Origin of the sequence: Ruminiclostridium papyrosolvens DSM 2782, from assembly GCF_029318685.1 — a bacterium.
Lineage (GTDB): Bacteria > Bacillota > Clostridia > Acetivibrionales > DSM-1351 > Ruminiclostridium > Ruminiclostridium papyrosolvens.
In genome coordinates this window covers 4,633,005-4,651,115 of sequence record NZ_CP119677.1, presented here as the reverse complement: position 1 = coordinate 4,651,115, position 18,111 = coordinate 4,633,005, and the positions used below count along the sequence as shown (strand labels likewise).

Annotated in this window: 18 protein-coding genes and 1 tRNA gene; 17 read left to right on the top strand and 2 right to left on the bottom strand. The window is 33.9% G+C overall.

Annotation, left to right across the window (positions count from 1 at the left end; translation table 11 throughout):
- Positions 1–2 precede the first annotated feature (2 nt).
- From P0092_RS20310 to P0092_RS20285, 6 genes are all read left to right on the top strand, one after another.
- The gene (locus tag P0092_RS20310) at positions 3–1,388 is read left to right on the top strand and encodes a Kelch repeat-containing protein (protein WP_004618585.1); all 1,386 of its coding nucleotides are present in this window, start codon (positions 3–5) and stop codon (positions 1,386–1,388) included.
- 18 nt (positions 1,389–1,406) lie between these two features.
- Complete coding sequence (locus tag P0092_RS20305; RefSeq protein ID WP_004618586.1) at positions 1,407–1,709, top strand: hypothetical protein; 303 nt, start codon at positions 1,407–1,409, stop codon at positions 1,707–1,709.
- 79 nt (positions 1,710–1,788) lie between these two features.
- Positions 1,789–2,043 (top strand): hypothetical protein, encoded by a 255-nt coding sequence (locus P0092_RS20300; protein WP_004618587.1) that lies wholly within the window; start codon positions 1,789–1,791, stop codon positions 2,041–2,043.
- 11 nt (positions 2,044–2,054) lie between these two features.
- Positions 2,055–2,753 carry a hypothetical protein gene (locus P0092_RS20295; RefSeq protein WP_004618588.1) on the top strand — a complete coding sequence of 233 codons (699 nt, stop codon included), beginning with the start codon at positions 2,055–2,057 and terminating at the stop codon, positions 2,751–2,753.
- The gene (locus tag P0092_RS20290; RefSeq protein WP_004618589.1) at positions 2,750–2,920 is read left to right on the top strand and encodes a hypothetical protein; all 171 of its coding nucleotides are present in this window, start codon (positions 2,750–2,752) and stop codon (positions 2,918–2,920) included. The genes P0092_RS20295 and P0092_RS20290 overlap by 4 nt, the downstream gene beginning before the upstream one ends.
- Before the next feature lie 151 nt (positions 2,921–3,071).
- A complete protein-coding gene (locus P0092_RS20285; RefSeq protein ID WP_004618590.1) occupies positions 3,072–3,332 on the top strand; it encodes a hypothetical protein in 261 nt (86 codons plus the stop codon).
- A gap of 8 nt (positions 3,333–3,340) precedes the next feature.
- Here P0092_RS20285 and P0092_RS20280 read toward each other — a convergent pair whose 3' ends face one another.
- Both P0092_RS20280 and P0092_RS20275 read right to left on the bottom strand, forming a co-directional pair.
- The gene (locus P0092_RS20280; RefSeq protein ID WP_004618591.1) at positions 3,341–4,939 is read right to left on the bottom strand and encodes a hypothetical protein; all 1,599 of its coding nucleotides are present in this window, start codon (positions 4,937–4,939) and stop codon (positions 3,341–3,343) included.
- Between the two features lie 174 nt (positions 4,940–5,113).
- A complete protein-coding gene (locus P0092_RS20275; protein WP_004618592.1) occupies positions 5,114–5,740 on the bottom strand; it encodes a peptidylprolyl isomerase in 627 nt (208 codons plus the stop codon).
- A gap of 240 nt (positions 5,741–5,980) precedes the next feature.
- On the opposite strand from P0092_RS20275, the gene P0092_RS20270 reads away from it, so the two are divergent.
- The 11 genes from P0092_RS20270 (at position 5,981) to P0092_RS20220 (ending at position 18,091) form a co-directional block, all read left to right on the top strand.
- A tRNA-Met gene (locus tag P0092_RS20270) sits at positions 5,981–6,056 on the top strand.
- Between the two features lie 362 nt (positions 6,057–6,418).
- Positions 6,419–6,745, top strand: a complete 327-nt coding sequence (locus P0092_RS20265; protein WP_040758576.1) for a hypothetical protein — start codon at positions 6,419–6,421, stop codon at positions 6,743–6,745.
- A 331-nt stretch (positions 6,746–7,076) separates the two neighbouring features.
- Positions 7,077–7,850, top strand: coding sequence for an acyl-CoA dehydratase activase (locus tag P0092_RS20260; protein WP_004618593.1), 774 nt, complete (start codon positions 7,077–7,079; stop codon positions 7,848–7,850).
- A 204-nt stretch (positions 7,851–8,054) separates the two neighbouring features.
- A complete protein-coding gene (locus P0092_RS20255; protein WP_004618594.1) occupies positions 8,055–9,698 on the top strand; it encodes a 3-hydroxyacyl-CoA dehydrogenase NAD-binding domain-containing protein in 1,644 nt (547 codons plus the stop codon).
- Positions 9,699–9,817: 119 nt separating this feature from the next.
- Positions 9,818–11,140, top strand: coding sequence for an aspartate aminotransferase family protein (locus tag P0092_RS20250; protein ID WP_004618595.1), 1,323 nt, complete (start codon positions 9,818–9,820; stop codon positions 11,138–11,140).
- 49 nt (positions 11,141–11,189) lie between these two features.
- Positions 11,190–12,512 carry an aspartate aminotransferase family protein gene (locus P0092_RS20245; protein ID WP_004618596.1) on the top strand — a complete coding sequence of 441 codons (1,323 nt, stop codon included), beginning with the start codon at positions 11,190–11,192 and terminating at the stop codon, positions 12,510–12,512.
- Between the two features lie 8 nt (positions 12,513–12,520).
- Complete coding sequence (locus P0092_RS20240; RefSeq protein ID WP_004618597.1) at positions 12,521–13,687, top strand: pyridoxal phosphate-dependent aminotransferase; 1,167 nt, start codon at positions 12,521–12,523, stop codon at positions 13,685–13,687.
- A 42-nt stretch (positions 13,688–13,729) separates the two neighbouring features.
- Entirely contained in the window at positions 13,730–14,155 is a 426-nt protein-coding gene (locus P0092_RS20235) for an acyl carrier protein (RefSeq protein WP_004618598.1), read from the top strand.
- 54 nt (positions 14,156–14,209) lie between these two features.
- On the top strand, positions 14,210–15,868 hold the full coding sequence (locus tag P0092_RS20230) for a 3-hydroxyacyl-CoA dehydrogenase family protein (protein WP_004618599.1): 1,659 nt from the start codon (positions 14,210–14,212) through the stop codon (positions 15,866–15,868).
- A gap of 60 nt (positions 15,869–15,928) precedes the next feature.
- Entirely contained in the window at positions 15,929–16,720 is a 792-nt protein-coding gene (locus tag P0092_RS20225; RefSeq protein WP_276187011.1) for a thioesterase II family protein, read from the top strand.
- Between the two features lie 15 nt (positions 16,721–16,735).
- Entirely contained in the window at positions 16,736–18,091 is a 1,356-nt protein-coding gene (locus tag P0092_RS20220; RefSeq protein ID WP_004618601.1) for a B12-binding domain-containing radical SAM protein, read from the top strand.
- Positions 18,092–18,111: the final 20 nt, after the last annotated feature.

Sequence of the window (18,111 nt, the reverse complement as noted above, 5' to 3'; positions counted from 1 at the left end):
TTATGGCAGTAAATACGGCTAACTATAATTTGAAAAAGCCATCCCAGGAGGACTTCTATAACATAGAGGATCACAACGGGAATATGGATATTATTGATACACAGATTAAGAGGGTTGAGACGGAGTTGGAGGGGCATGTGGGGGATACACAGAGTCATGTCCCGCATTTGGGTACCACAGTTAACAACGGTAATACATACACAATTGATAGCGAAAAAACTATTTCAGATGGTTCGAAATTCAGCGTTAAATTTAATGCTATTGCCACAGGACCAGCCACTTTGAGTATTTCATCCGATGAATTAGCGAGAAGCTTAAAAAAACCCAGTGGCGAAGATTTTAAACCAAAGGCAGGGATTTATTCTTTCATACGGGACGGGGAAAATTTTCAGTTATTGGGTGAAGGGGGTGAATACGGAAATGTAACAGCACCTAAAGTATTAAAAGGATTTACATTTGGAACTGAAAATGGATTGGAAGTCGGGACGTTGGATATTCCAGAGGAAGGATGGTGGAACCCGCATGGGCAATGGTATAATTGTGCTGACTATGAAACAACTACATTTTGGAAAGATATTGGCTCATGTGTATGCGACGAAAAGTTATATTACATAGCTACTTTTTCTATGAGTGAAACTTTAAAAACAAAAATGTATAACCCAACAACCAATGTTTGGAGCGATGAAACACCGCCCCCCGTACCTATAGTATATCATTCTTATGTGTTGGGTGTTTTTAATCATAAAATTTATTGGTATACAAATAGTCAACCAACTTCCACTACTGATATTATTTATATATATGATACAATTGCAAAAACATGGTCAAATATTACTGCTAAAACCCCTACTATGAAAGGACCTTCTTGTCGATGGGTTATGTCTGATGAAAACACTTTTTATAATATTGGTGGCGACAATTCTTATGAAGTGTGGTTATATAATAAATCATTAGATACAGTAACTATTAAAGGTCATGCCCCCGTTTTTCTTGCTTACTCTGGTATGGTATATAATCCTAATAATAATTCTATTTATTGCTTTGGAACAAATGTATACAGTGGTGCAACAAAAACTTATGTTTATAATTGTACTACAAATACGTGGACACAACTTGCTTCAATGTTTTCTAATGATTCATGGATTTATTTTTCAGCTATTATAAAAGATAGCAACAATATTTTAGTAGGAGGAGGAAGTAAATACAGCTATGCAATGTCAACAATACTTTATAATTATGATATTACATTAAATAGTTATAGTGTTCATTTAATACCGCCTTCCCAAAAATCGTGTGGTAGTATTGCTTTAGTCAATAATAAATTGTATTGGTTTGGTGGTTATAATTATCCATCTATAACTCCTAATACATTTGCCTATTTTTATTAATAAAGGAGAGTATAAAAAATGGAAGTTAATATGATAGTTACAATATGGGATAGAATATCACCAATAAATGAAATTTCTGCCGAATGGGTTTTAGAAAATAGAGAGGATATAAAAAGAGAACCGAATGTGTTGTTGTTTTCTAATCCAGAAACATTAAATATTGATTGGATTGAATTTCCTTCAACTTTAATCACAATTATGAATACTGCTGCGGAATTTAATCCAGTTAATGAAACACTTGAGCCATTAGAGATAGGACATTTATGGTTGCAATATTTGTATAAAATAAATCATCCAGAAACTCCACCATTAAATGAATAAAAGGATAATATTATGCACCAAGAGGACTACTCAGAAATGGGTAGTCCTCTTTACTTTAAAGTTAAAAGGAGGCGTGCCAATGACCGGAGAGTGTGGCTATCGTTGTATAAATGAGGAGAGAATCAGAACGCTGGAGCAAAACCACGCCGAGACAAAAGTGTACGTTAAGGAAATAAAAGAGGATTTGACGGAAATAAAAACAGATATCAAAAAGAGGAACGAAGGAGAAACCAAAACATGGTCTCCAATTGTACTGGAGCTTATCAAGGCACTTACTACGGCAATAACAGTAATCGGGGCCATAGTAGGGGCTTTAAAATTTTCGGGAAAGTGAGATGAGATAAGATGCCTTGTGTAAAGTTTAAGTACCAGGACGAAACCTGTGTATATCCAAAACTAATAAACGCTGTGAATATATTGTGTATTGCAAAGGGACGGGATTGTCTCTGTACCTCCGGCTACAGGAGTGTTGAGAAGCAGAAGATAATATCAAAAGAGGTCTTGGCAGATAATTATGGCAGCCGACAGAGAGAAGACGGCTCCGTATACAGTAAAAACGGAGAGTGCCTTGCGGCTGCATACGGAAAAAGCAATCATTGCTTTTGTATAGCAATGGACATCTGCGACAGTTGGTTTAAGTTGCTTGGAAATGAAGAACTGAAAAAATACGGACTTGTAAAGCCCATGAGCTATGAACCATGGCATGTTCAGCTATTGGAACACAATGGGCTAAGTTTGTCTCAAAAAGAAGCAATAAGGGACAGCGTTTTCAAAGGAGTGAAAAAAGAAATGACAGTAAAAGAGTTTCAAGCTGTGACGGGACTTGTTATAGACGGGATTGCAGGCCCCAAAACCAAAAGAAAGGCACAAGAAATGCTGAAAATATGTCAAAAGCTCCTTGGCAATAACTTTGAGTCGGCAGAGGAAACTGTTGGGGCTACTCAGAAAAATCCTGACATATGGTTGGAAAGGCTTAAAACAGAGCAATATTTCCCTGATTTCGTAATGAATATAGTTGAGAGAATGAAAGGAGAACGGCTATGAAAGAGAAAATAGCAAAGCTGATTGATGTAAAAACAATAGTTACTTTTGTTCTGGTAGGAGCATTGATAGGATGCATTGTTACAGGAAAGCTGGAGGCCAAGGAAATAGTACCTTTGACTACAATGGCGGTTTCCTTCTTCTTTGCAGTAAAGCTAAACAAAGCGTAACAGAGTTTACCATAATTGTATTTATAAATAAACAATGGAAAAGGGGTTGAATGAAACTAAGAAGAGTATTATACTATATAAATAAGAACATATGTTCTGTTTATGACAAGGAATAAGTGCGAGTACTAATTAAATTGGAGGTAAAAGGCTGATGGGAAACCAAAGCAGGGGTAAATTAATTGATAGTATCATAGAAGGCAGAATCACTTCCGTATGCAACAGAGAATGTCTAAATATAAGTTATATGGAACTTCAGAATCAATTAATTGAAATCAGAAAGCGGATAGCCGGTGATTTATGTGACGAAGATAAGCTAAAACTTCTGGAAGTATACGATAAATTGAACAACGAAATATCCGAATTAGTATTCAAGGCTTTATACATAGAAGGGTACAAGGATGGAAAAAGTTAGTATTAGCGTTATACCATTGTAATAGCGAATATATGCATATTGGGAAGGTAGGGAAGGGATATACCTTTTACTCTGCCCGGTTTGTTCAGCCTATAGGTTTTTGCAAATATTTTTACTCTGGAGTTATGAACCTGCATTTTGCCGTCAAGCCGTTCGCAAGCTCTGCCTTCCCATGCGACAGTTTCACCATACAAAGGGGAAAAAACCAATTCTGTAAAGCCTATATTAATTTCTTCAGTACTACCGTCAATATACCTTAGAGTTATTGATTCTTTAAAACTTCCGAAGTCTGCCGTTCCAAGCAGCATAATATTGCTGCAATCAATGGGATAAAACTCCAGTTCCTGCCCAGAACATGAAAGGTTGTCGCATCGGCCTTCAATAAGCTTTGGAAACTTAAACCTCATGTTTTCAACTTCCCATATATCATTAGAAGGAATATCCTCAGATACAAAAAACATACCTGCACCATTGAGGTTTGATTTGCAGGTTTCGTCCAGTAAAGCTCCAAAGCCATTATTGTTGAAATATTTTGATAAATCTAAATAAGAGTAACTGTTGAAATTTATCTCTTCAGATATATCGGATGTGCTTTCGATATTTTTCAAGACATCGCTGCTAATATGTGAAGTACTTGCTGTTGTTTTTATCAGAAGATTTAGAGTTTCTTTTTCAATATCAGAGATTTCTCTGATATGCGGCGGAATTTTTGATTTAATTATTGCCTCATTTTTAGTCAGTATGGCCTTTGTTAAAATGCCTCTCAATACATCCCATTTGTAGCCTGCCTGTTTTAGTTTTTCGGAAATGGGGAGTAATTCGGGGACATGGTATTTTGCTGCTGTATGCTCAAGGAATTTTGCATATTGAACTCTTCCCCGATTTACTGATTGAAGGTTAACGTAGTAGGGCATGTCAATAACTCTTTTATATGCTTGTGTTTCTTTTTCTATACAAAATCCGTTTTCAACACTTGAGGCAAAATATTCCATGTTGTTGAAAATATTATTACTACTGCTATCACCGCTGAGCTTTTTTGAAAAGGTTAAGATAAGCTCTTTCCAGTCGTAATTTGATATGTCGCTTTTAGTTATTTCAAAAGTAAATAATACTCCGAGATATCCGTTTATAAAATCATTAAAGCCCAGTATGGCATCTTTTTGTAAAAAGTAGGGGTCGGTGCAGTAAAAAACTTCTTTTTCCGTATCAACACCTGTTATTAGGAACCAGTGCTTTCCGTGTTGGTTCTTGTTTGGATCCCATGAATAATAGAAAGTGTCCATAAATACTCCCATGGGATTATCCATACTAATATGATTTGATATAATATTTATTACTTCTTTAGGATTGTTATTATGTTCAAAAGCTATTTTGATACCGTGATAGTGTTGATATAGGTCGTATACCTTGCCTCTGTTATCCTTTATTGAATTACCTGTACCGTTTATTCTATAATTATTAGTATCAAACCAAAATCCCCATGCTTGGGAATACATTAATATATAGTCTCGATGATAGAAATTTGACACAGAAATCATACATTCTTCTAAACAATTGGCAAAGTCGCTGTGAAAGGGTGCGACATCAAGCCGTTTTGAAATATTCATGTTAAAACCCCACCTGTAAATTAATACTGTTATTGCTAGTTTTAGAAACTGGAGTATTTAGTGTTATTTTATAGAAATATTATCATCAATACAAGTTTAAACGTTTAAATAATTAAAAAAGCATATTAAATTGTAAAAATATTATATATTTACGACTAATATGCTTTTTAATAATTATTTTTCGAGGATTGTTACTGCTTTAATAACTACTTTTTCCGTGGGGAGTGAAACTTCCCCCCGAGCATTAGGATTTGCTTTTACAGGGGTACTTGCTATTTTGTCCAAGGTCTCTTCGCCGCTTATGAGTTTGCCGAATGCAGCATATTCGCCGTCAAGATTAGCGGCCGGTCCGTCCATTATAAAGAACTGACTGGATGCGGAATTAGGATCACCGCTTCTTGCCATAGATATAATACCCTTGGTGTGGTTTAATGTGTTTTGGGTAAAGCCATTTGAGCTGAATTCACCTTTTATATCCTTATCAGAACCTCCTGAACCGTCACCCTTCGGGTCGCCGCCCTGTATCATAAAGCCCTTTATTATTCTGTGGAAGGTCAGGCCATTGTAAAAGCCGGATTTGGCTAAGGAAACAAAGTTATTTACCGTTTCTGGAGCGTATTCCGGATACAACTCAAAAGTCATCTTATCTCCGTTTTCCATTTCAAACTGAATATTTGGATGACCGGAAGGCTGGTCTGAACTTCCCTGGGAACCAGGCTTCCCACAACCGGAAAGTAAGACGGTAAATAGAAGTCCGGTAATAATGAAAAAAGCTGTTTTTTTACAAAGGTTTTTAATCATTTTAAATCCTCCTATATTTATTAACTTTAAAAAGCATAACCATATATAATTAAATAACATTATTGTGAAAAATGTATATACTTTTTGTAAATTTATCTAGAATATTGTCTCCTTATAGCAAAATAAAAATTCTTTTAAAATAACACTTGCAATTTCAAAAGTAATGTGTTAAATTATAATAGTTGTCGGCGGTAATGAATAAAACTTCTAACTGCTGAGCATACTTATAAATACAGTTATCGCGGGATGGAGCAGTTGGTAGCTCGTCGGGCTCATAACCCGAAGGTCGTAGGTTCAAGTCCTGCTCCCGCAACCATGAAAAAGACTTCTGAGAATTCAGAAGTCTTTTTTTGCATATAAAAATAAACAGATAAAACTTATTTGTTCTTTAGAATCCATATTAATCCTTGCTCAGTCCTTGCAGTTCCATTGCCGGATAACCCTCTTGATTTGTAAGTTCCTCCTCATTTCACAATTGTAGATTTTTGTAGAAGCATAAATTCTGATTTAGGGCTATATTATCTTAATTTTTGCGGAAAAACTGGGAATTAAGTGGAATTTAGTTGTGTTATTAAGTTGAAACATAACAATAATGTAGTATATAAAGAAAAAATTGACAAAAAAATTGGGTTAGGTATATAATCTAACTAAGTAAATTAATAGAAAGAGGGGAAAAAAGTGGGAGAATATGTTCCAACAGTAATATCTGAATGTCTAAGAATTGTAGTTTGTACCAGAAATTCAAACTGGAATAATGATGAATATAGAGATGGAGTAATTGAGCCTTATAACAAGATTCAAGAAATCCAGAATGATTTAGAGAGAAATAACAAGACCGCTACTGTAGAGCAAATGATGGAAGCGTTAGAAATGCTTAAAACGGTATTTAAAACAAAAAAAGTTCCTTTAGAGGAGCAAATTGAGAGATTCAATGAAGTTTTTGATAAGACTCAGGCTAGAGCAGTATTACCTAATTTTAAAATGCCTACAGAAGATAACATATAACTTTAAGATATAAATATAAAAATCTTAAACTTGTTTAAAATGTTTATAAAGTACGATTTATACTGGTATATCTACAGGATAGAATGAAATTTATATTGTAGATTGTTTCTATTAAATAATGCTTTGAATGATATACATAATTTTGTATAACGGTTCATTTTTTACTTTATAAAAGACTTAGTTATTCAGATTTTAAGCAGATAAGATTTTTGTAAATATCTAAAGTTATTATATATAAAAAATAATAATACTGGAACTAAAGTAACGCTATCAAATTTTAATATTTAATGTTTTTATGTTCTAGAATGTTTATTTTAAGAAAGGGGATTAAATGCAGCTATTTGGAGGAATAGACATAGGGTCAACTACAACTGAGTTTGTGGTAATAGATGAAAATGGCGAAATTGTTTTTAAAGATAAGACTTTAACTTCAGGAAACATAAAAGTAGCAAGTGAAGTTGGATATACAAATTTTAAAAAAAGTGACATTGGTGATAAAGAAATAGTTTCGATAGTTTCTACTGGTTATGGAAGAAAATTTGTAACCTTTGCCAATAGAAATATTACAGAAATAAGTTGTTATGCCAAAGGTGCAAAATTCACACATCCTACTGTTAAAACTATAATTGATATTGGAGGACAAGACTCAAAGGTTATCACAGTTAATGATAGAGGAGATGTTGATGAATTTATAATGAATGATAAGTGTGCTGCGGGTACCGGAAGATTTCTTGAGATGGTGGCAAAAGTATTTAATATAGATGTAGATAAGCTCAGCGAGTATTCTGATAGAGCAGATAAAATAATTCCCATAAGTACCGTATGTGCAGTTTTTGCTGAATCAGAAATAATATCCTTGGTATCTCAGCAGGTTTCAGAGGAGAATATTATTAATTCAATTCATAATTCAATAGCAGAAAAGATTCTAGGAATGGCAGGACGTTTAAAGGTAGAACAGGATATCATGTTTTGCGGAGGAGTTGCAAGAAGTAAAGGAATGGTAAAATCAATAGGACGATTGTTTAATTCAGAAAATATTATCGTCCCACATGATTTGGATTTTATCGGAGCATTAGGTGCGGCTTTATTTGCAGCGGGTTTATAAATTTTACAAGCTCTGCTTAAATAAATTTTGTTTGTATCACAATGACACCTTTCTTTCTTGGATTATTTATCTGGGAAAACCGATTAAGTATCGATAGGGGGCATTGTTTTTTTATTTTAAAAAGCTTGAAACCCTTGGTGCATTAAGAAAATTAAAATAATGTAAACACTTTATGTTATCAATTAATAATTGTGAGGTATGCATATGAGTTGTGTCGGTATTGTAGGTAATGACAATGTAGGAAATGCCATAGCTTTTCATTTTTCAAACAAAGACTACAATGTTAAAGTTTTAAATGTTAATGAAAATGGCGAATACGACGGGAATCTTGAAAGAAGAATTACAAGAATCAGAAATATAAAGGGAAAATTTGTTGAAGTTTCAACTGAGGACAAGTCTATAGAATGGATTGAAAGCTACGAAGAACTATCAAATGTTGATTTTCTTATAGAAGCAATTCATGGAACTAAAGAAAGTAAACAGATGGTGCTGAAGAAGATTGAAAACAATTCCTTGAGAGATACTCCCATTTTAACAAGTGGGAGAGTGTATTTCCCGTCTGAACTTGCCACAGTTTTAGAGAATCCTTCAAGACTTCTTGGAATTTATTTATATGATATTGAGCATGGAAATAATAATGGTGAGATTGTAACACATTCTGAATGCTTTGAAGAGGTTGTAGAAAAAATCAAGACTCTTTTTACAGAAGCTGGTTTACGTGTAGGGGTAGTAAAAGAATGTACGGGGTTTGTACATAACCGTATAGGATTGTTTGGTATTATGTGCCTTCTAAAATTCTATGATGAAAAAATAATAACACTAAAGGACTTGTCTAAATATATAGTTGTAACAAAGGTGGGTCCAAAACTCTTTTTTAATCTGACATTAGGAAAAGAAGCAAAGTTTGAGTTAATTGAAGCAAGGGAAGTATTTATACAATTAAGTGAAAAGTTAGGAAATGACAAATTCAGACTACCGAATTATATAAACAAATATGCCTATGACGAATTAACATTTGATAATATTTTAAATGTTATTCAGCAGGATTCAGTTGAAGACTACAGCATATCTGATGAAGGATTTCAAATCAAAGAATTTAAAAAAATACATATCAAAGGAATTCATCCGATATATAACAACATTCTTTACCCCCTTCTTAGAGGAGACACAACCTTATATTTTGATGAAAACGAAAGTAAAGAGTATTTTGATAACATTAAAAATACAACCAAAGATTTATACGACAGGGTATTAAGTAAGACAGTATTTATTAATGAAGAAAATGTAAAAGAAGTAGACTTGGTTATGGATTTTACAATAGAAATGCTGGATGAAAAGATAGAAAGCTGTAAAATACTTCAGCAGAAGTTTGGTACAGAAATACCTATATTACTTAATACACCTATTCATAAACTTGAGGATATATCAAAAACCTTAGTAAAACCTTCTATGGTTTTTGGAATGTATACTCAAAAAGCATACCTAGCCAATACAGAACTTATTATTAACGACATAATTGACAAGGAAATATATGTTTCAATAAGACGTATGATTAAAAAACTTGCTTCAGACTATATAGAGACAAAGGATACTTATGTAAGACCTTTAGTATATTTTGTGTTTGCCAAACTTCTTGAAGCATCACGATTGCTGGAGGCTGGTATTGCTACAAAGGAAGATATTGAAATCGTTGGCGTTGACGGTGAAATATTTAAGTATATGGACTTATTTGAAATAAAGAATATTTCTAAGATATGCAATTATCTTGAGCCTATATACGGACGTACTTTCTCTATGCCTGAAATACTACTGGACATGGAGAAGCACCATAAAAAGTTTTATAGTTGAAGTTAAAGCAAAAAGTTGTTTATCTGCAAGTAATATAAATCCAATTGAAAGTTGGGGTAAGCTTATAACTCGAAATTATTAATTTGATATCAATGGTTAACATAATGGAGGAACTATAAATGAGAAGGAAAGATGCGTTATATTTAAAAGAAAAAAATAAGTCTTCCTATGAATTGGCTCAAAGAGGTAAGCAATCCTTAATAGCTCACTACACTGCAGGAATTTTTAGTGATTTCATATTCTATGATTATGGAAAAGGTTCAAAGATATATGACATTGATGGTAACGAATATATAGACTGTGCTTCAGGCTTAGGCCCTCTTATATTGGGACATGCTCCTGATGTTGTTACTGAAGCTGCTGTAGAAGCAATTTCAAAGGGAAGTGTTCATGGACTTGGAAATGGATATGAGGTTAAGTTTGCAGAACTTTTAGTTGAATGCATACCGGAAGCAGAAGTTGTTACCTTTACAAATTCAGGCACAGAAGCAACAATGCATGCTATTAAATTAGCCCGTGCTTGTACCGGTAAAGTAAAGATTGCCAAGTTTGAAGGGCACTATCACGGAACTCATGAGTTTGCACAGATTTCTGGACGAACAGCTAAATACGGGCCTGTGGAAAGTCCTCAAAGTGTACCGGATTATGCAGGGATTCCTAATTTTGTAGTAGACGATACAATAACCCTTTCTATGAATCAAACTGAAAGCTATGACATTATAAGACAGAATAAGGATGAGCTGGCAGCAGTAATTGTAGAACCACTCCCGATAGCTGCACCTCTGGATTACAAAGAGTTTTTGGTGGGGTTGAGAGAAGTTACCGAAGAATGTGGAGTATTACTGATATTTGATGAAGTAGTAACAGGCTTCAGATTGTCCTTTGGAGGGGCCAGAGAGTACTATAATATAATTCCGGATTTATCTACCTACGGTAAGATAATAGGCGGAGGATTTCCTGTAGGTGCAATTATAGGAAAACGAAAATTTTTCAAGCCCGCATATTTTGACGGGTTCAATCTGGGAAAGAAAAGTGTATTTATAACAGGGACTTTCAGTGGTAATCCCGTAACCTGTGCAGCCGGTATAGCCACAATAGAGTATTTAAGAGACAATAAATACCTGTATGAGCAAATGAGTAATAACGTTAAATACATATGCGAAAATATTGAAGCCCATGCAGCAAAAATAAAATTTCCACTTCAAACAAAATCTTGTTGTTCAATATTTGTTCCTTATTTCTTTAATGGAGAAATAAACAAACCCAGAGATACAAAATGGACTTATAATATCGGACAATATGATAATTTCAGGAAATACATGGCTAAAAATGGAGTAGCACTGGGAGATATTGGGATAATATTCCTGTCGGCAGCTCATGATAAAGAGGATTGCAAAAAAATTGTAGAGGCATTTAATAAATCTATAGATGAAATATACTAGGAATACAAAATACACTTATATGATAAGGGGTATTTAGGAGGTATAAAAATTGAAGTCTAATGATAGAGAGTTTCTCAAACAAAAACTTAAATTATCAAGTGAGCTATTAGAGCGCGGAAAGAAGAGTCTTTTATCCCATTATACAAATGGTAATTTTAATGAATTTGTATTCTTTGACCATGGAAAAGGATCAAAAGTATATGACGTAGATGGTAATGAATACATAGATTATGCCATGGGATTAGGGCCACTAATATTGGGACATGCTCATCCTGATATTGTAAAAGCAGCAAGCAAGGCAGCAAGAGCGGGCGCTGTTCATGGTTTCGGCAACCCCTATGAAGTTAAGTTTGCCGAGTTGCTGGTTGAGGCTGTGCCGGGTATAGATAAAGTAACTTTTACAAATTCGGGAACAGAAGCAACAATGCAGGCAATAAAATGTGCAAGAGCTATAACTAACAGAAAATTGATTGGTAAATTTGAAGGAAATTATCATGGAACTCATGACTATGCTCAGATATCAGGAAGAAATTCCACTGCAGGCAGCATTGAGGATCCTAAGAGTGTTTCAGATTTCGGTGGTATTCCAAAGGAAATCGTCGATAGTGTAATAACATTATCTATGAATGTAGAGGAGACCTTTGACAAAATAGAGAGATATAAAGATGAGTTATCTTGTATCATTTTAGAGCCACTTCCCTTAATGTGTCCATTAGTTATGAAAGATTTTATCATACAGCTTAGAGAAGTAACTAAGAAATATGGCATTTTGCTAATATTTGATGAAGTTATAACAGGTTTTAGATTAGGGTATGGCGGAGCAATTGAATATTTTGGGGTAGTACCCGACTTGGTGACTTATGGGAAGATAATAGGCGGAGGGTTTCCTGTAGGAGCAGTGGCCGGACCTGAAGAATATATGAAAGTGCTTAGCTTCGACAAAATAACTGACGGAAAGAACAAGGTCTATTTAACAGGAACCTTCAGCGGTAATCCGGTAACCTGTGCAGCAGGTATTGCTACACTTGAATATTTAAAAAACAATAAAAATGTATATAAAGAAATGGAAGATAAGACTTTATATCTTAGAAATAAAATGGAAGAAGCAGCAAGGGAACTAAATTATACATTTAAAACCTTAGGAAAAGGTTCATTCTTCGTTTCGTATTTCCATAATGATGAAATAACCAATACCAGAGAAAGTAAATGGAAATCTACAATGCAGTCCTTTATGGTTTTGAGAAGGCACATGATTAAAAACGGAATTATGTTTTCAGATACCGGCTCATACTTCCTTTCCTCTGAACATACTTATGAAGACTGCGATAAAACCGTGGAAGTATTTAGTGAAACAATAAAAGAGCTAATATAGGAGGATGTATGGAACTATCAAGGACCGCAAAGAGTTTTACTGAATCGGTTATTCGTGAAATGACAAGAATATGCGATTCGGTAGGTGGGATAAACTTGTCACAAGGGTTTCCGGATTTCCCTACTAAGGAAGAGATAAAAAATGCTGCTGTAAGAGCGATTATGGATGATGTAAATCAGTATTCCGTTACCTTTGGAAGCCCCAACCTTAGAAGTGCAATAGCTAAAAAGGTTAAGTCATTTAATAAAATAGAAGTGGATCCTGAAGAAGAAATAACGATTACCTGCGGGGCAACAGAAGCTATGCTTTGTACATTAAAAGCAGTAATAAATCCTGGTGATGAAGTAATCATATTTGAACCGTATTATGAGAATTATGGCCCGGATGTTATACTTTCCGGAGCAAAGGCAAAATACATAACCTTACATCCTCCTAAATGGGAATTTGATTATGAGGAGCTGGCAAATGCTTTTAACAGTAATACAAAGGCTATAATCATTAATACGCCTAATAACCCTACCGGTAAAGTGTTTACAAGAAAAGAACTTGAATATATAGCAGAGTTGTGTAATGAATTCAATGCTATAGCCATATGTGACGAAATTTATGAGCATATAACCTATGATGATACACGGCATATATCCATTGCCTCATTACCTAATATGGCCAATAGAACTGTTACTATTAATTCTGCCTCTAAAACCTATTCTGTTACAGGTTGGAGAGTAGGCTGGGCTATAGCCTGTCCTGAAATTACAAAACTTATAAGAACTGTACATGATTTTACTACAGTGGGAGCTCCGTCTCCGCTTCAGGAAGCAGTTGCATTTTGTATGGAACTGAAAAACGATTATTATGAGCAGTTACGCAATCATTACTTTGAAGCAAGAAACTATATACATGACGCGTTGGTAGAGTGTGGTTTTAAACTGTATGAAACAAATGGCGCATATTACTTTCTGGTAAATTGCGATGAGCTTATGAATAAATATTCAATATCTGACGATTTTGAGTTTAGTAAGTTTCTAATTGAGAAAACCGGTATCGCCACAGTTCCGGGCACATCCTTTTATACTGATAAAACAAAGGGAAACAGGCAAGTCAGATTTTGTTATTGTAAGTCATGGGACACTTTGTATGAAAGTGGAAAAAGACTAAGAAAATTAATTGATTAGCAATTTGTGAAACAAATTAAAAATATATTTTGGAGGGTTACTATGAAAAAATCAGAAATATTTGAAATGGTAAAAAGCGTATTGATTGATACTTTAGGAATCGAAGATGGAGCAGAAGTTCTTCTGGAATCAAAATTAATAGAAGATCTAGGAGCAGAATCAATTGACTTCCTTGACATTATGGCGAGATTAGAACGCAGATTTGACGTTTCACTTTCGGAAGATGGAGATGGTGTAGAACAGTTTATTATGGAAAACAGCTCAGAAGAAGAATTAGAAACTGGTGTTATTCCAACCCATGTTTTAAAGGAACTCCATAAGTTAATGCCGGAAATTAACCCATCTGAATTTGTTGAAGGATTAACTTTCAATGATATTCCAAGACTATTCACTATAAACTCTTTAGTTTTTGCAGTAGCATTGTCTCTTAAGAAACAAAAAGATATCGATGTTGAAGAGGATTTATAATTTATCAGCTTCATAAGTAGAATCTTAATAAATTAGAAATTGGAGAATAAAATCATGGAGGATTTAAAAGTTGGTATATTAGGTGGTGGATTTCAAGGAAAATCTGAAGCATTTTGGTTCGCAAAAAGAAATGTTGATGTCATGGTGTATGAAATCAGTCCGGAACAGAGAAATAAGATTTATGAAGAGATAGTATCATCCACTAAAAGGCATAAATATGAAAAGTACATAAAAGTTACAGGTAACCTTGAAGACTTAAGTGATTGTAACTTGATTATTGAAAATGTACCTGAAAATAAAGCAATTAAATTTAAAATGCTTAGTGACATAGAAAAGGTTGTTAGTGAAGATGCAATTATTGCATCAAATTCATCTAGTTATTTGCCTACTTTTTTAGCTGATGCTATAGAAAAGAAGGATAGATTTATAAATATTCATTTTCTTGGTGTCAGCTGGGGAATCCATGATTTAGAATTAATTCCCTCGAAGTATACTTCAAAGTGTACTTTGGATTACACTTTTAAATTACTTTACGATGTTGGATTTAGCCCTATAGTAGTAAAAGAGTGTCCGGGCTTTGTATTCAATAGAGTAAACGGTATGGAGCTTTCAAATCTATTCAGAGCAATGGAACAGCATAACCTTGTGGATGTAGCTACTTTAGCAAAGTATCTTTTGTATCCAATAAGAGGACAATGGACTGTTGCGTTTATTGATTTATTGGGAGTGGAAATATCAAAAGCACTTATTGATTACCTTTATGAAAAGTTTGGAGACAGAGTTTTTGTTTCTGACTACTTAAACGGGAGAGTTGAAAGAAATGAACTTGGTGCAAAAACAGGAAAGGGCTTTTATGAATATCCCAGTAAAAAAGTAGATCCTACAGTTTTAATCAAAAAGCCTATCAGAAATGTGAAATCTGATTATAACAAGATTTTTGTAAATAATGTGTACATTAATCAGATTAATTTTTTGCTTGCACTTATTAACAAAGGAAAACAAGTTTACATGGACAGCACTGACACTGAATGCTTCAAAGTGCTTGAAAGTGTTAACAAGAATATGTATGACAAGCTTGTACAAAACATTATTTTAACAAATGATTACCCTGAAAAACAGTTTGACCTTATAATTGAATCTAAAATTTTACCATTTGAACAGGTGGTAAATAGTATTAATGAATTAAGTGATAGATTTGGCAAGGATGTACCGATAGCTATTAACACTCCTATATATAAGTTTAAAGATATAGCTGAAGCTTCAAAGCATTCTTCAGAAAAAATAGTTGTGTTTAACTGTCAAAAATCGTTTATATGTAATACCGAATTAGTTAGAAGCAATACTTATGGTAAAGCAATATATGAAGAAATAAAGAAATTTATCATTGAATTAACCGGTGATTGTCTCGAGGTTAATGACGGTTATACAAGACCATTAATGTTTCTTCTGGTAACAAAGATATTCGAGACTATAAGATGTCTTGAGGAAGAAATAACTTCCAGAGATAATATTATTCGGCTAATGCAGAAGGAGGAGATATTAAGGGATGCCGATTACATGGGTCTGGATAAACTGAAATTCATAACAGATTATTTATACGATGTATACGGGCAGCCTTTTGAAGTTCCTAACTTGTTAAACCAAATGGTAAAGAGGAATAAATTGGGAGTAATGAATGGAACAGGCTTTTATGATTACAATTTACAAAAATAAGGTTCCATTTATGTAACTACAAGCTTTTCTTTACTAAGATACAGGCAAACGAGTTGATTTATGCCAATAAGCGCAGTTGGAAAGAGTGATAGTATGGTTACTAAGTCAAATACTGATTATGCTATTTTAGAAAAAGGCCTTGGTTTAAGAAGACTTAAAGGTTCAAGTGATAATAAAACTAAGATATTTTTTTTCCCTTTTGTGGGTGGACAGTCACTGTCTTTTAAAGATATTGCAAGGGGGTTGCCGGAAGGAATTGAAGTTCTGGCCATAGATTTTCCGGGTCACGGCTGGGCCAGAGGAGAATGTATTAAGGATTTTGAAGAATTAATTAATCTTTTATCAAATGTATTACTAGAATATTTAGGTGATAATTTTTACTTTTTTGGACATAGCCTTGGGGGAATTTTAGCCTATAGAATAACACAGATTCTTGAAGAAAAAAATATCAAGCCCAAAAAGGTAATAATTTCAGCATCTCCATTACCTCATCGTATTGAAGAGTATAAATATTTAGATAAAAAAAGCATGAAAGAACTTGTAGAGATTATGAGCGGCTTTGGCAGTATAAACAGTGCGTTTCTGGATAATCAGACTTATTTGGAGTATTATTTCAGAACGATAAAGGATGATATTGCTGTTTTTTTGAAGACAAAAGTAGATATGGACAAGCCGATAGAATCTCCAAGTTTTATATTTTACAGTGAAGAAGACAGCTTTGTGAAATATACAGATATTTTTGAATGGGGAATATACGGTCAAGATGTTTCATTTGTGAAGGTGAAAGGCGACCATATATTTGTTCAGACTGAGTACGAAGAGGTTACTAAAAAAATAATTGATTTATTATAAAAGGAGATGGTAGGAATGAATATTCTTTTAGTACAGCCAGTAACTATAAGTTCATTGTTATATATGGATAAAATTTTTATGCATGAACCTATAGCTCTGGAATATGTTGGAGCAGCATTAAAAGACGAGCATAATGTTGAAATAATAGACATGAGAATAGAAAGTGACCTGAAATCTAAACTTGAACAATTTAAGCCACAGGTAGTAGGTTTTACCGGCTATACAATAAATGTAAATACTATAATTGAATTATCAAAACTTGTAAAAGAATTAAACCCGACTGCAAAAGTAGTTATTGGAGGACACCATGCTACTGTATGTCCACACGATTTTTATGTCCCTACTATAGATGGTATTTTTATAGGCGAAGGTGTTTGTACATTTAAGGAATACGTAAAGGCATTACAAGATAATACGGATATAGCTTTAGTAGATGGGATGGCTTTTAATAATAATGGAGAATTTGTAAGGAACAAGGACAGAGAATATCCTCAGTTGGACGAATTTAGATTCCCTGACAGGAGCCTTACTGAAAAATACAGAGATAATTACTTTATGGAAGATTTCAAACCTCTTGCAACTATGAGAACTTCCAGGGGGTGTGTGTTTAAATGTAAATTCTGTACACTCTGGAAGCTTGCAGGCGGCAAATATTATGTGAGAGATCCGAAATGTACAGTGGAAGAATTAAAACAGATAAAGGAACCGTATGTTTTCTTTGCTGACGATGAATCTTTTATTGATTTCAGATATATGGATGCTTTAGCAGATGAAATCATGAAAGCCGGAATAAAAAAGAAATACTATGCTTATGTAAGGTCGGATACTGTTATTCATAACACCGACTTAATAAGAAAATGGGCTAGTGTTGGTCTGGCAAAGGTACATATGGGCATTGAATCACATAGAGAGTCCGATTTGGTAAACTGGAATAAGCGAAATTCAGTTGAAAATAATGTGAAGGCAATAAGGCTTGCTGAAGAAATGGGGATTGAAGTAACTGCAACCTTTATTATTAATCAGGATTATGATTCAGATGATTTTGACGGGTTGCGTAAATTTGTAGCCAACTCCAACATAAAGAGCAGCTTCTTCTCAGTGCTGACTCCACTTCCGGGAACAGATTTATATAAAGAAGTAGAAGAACAATTAATACTGAAAAACTATGATTATTTTGATATGATTCATACGGTTTTACCTACTAAGCTTAGTATCAGAAGATTCTATACTGAATATGCAAACTTGTATATACAAAGCAATAAGCATAACTTTAAGAATAAAGATGCATCGGATTATACAAAACCCATAATGATAGAGATGTTTACTAATCTTAGGAAAATAGGCAGGGATTATAAAACAGTTGATGAATAGGCAGAAAATAGGAGGAGTAA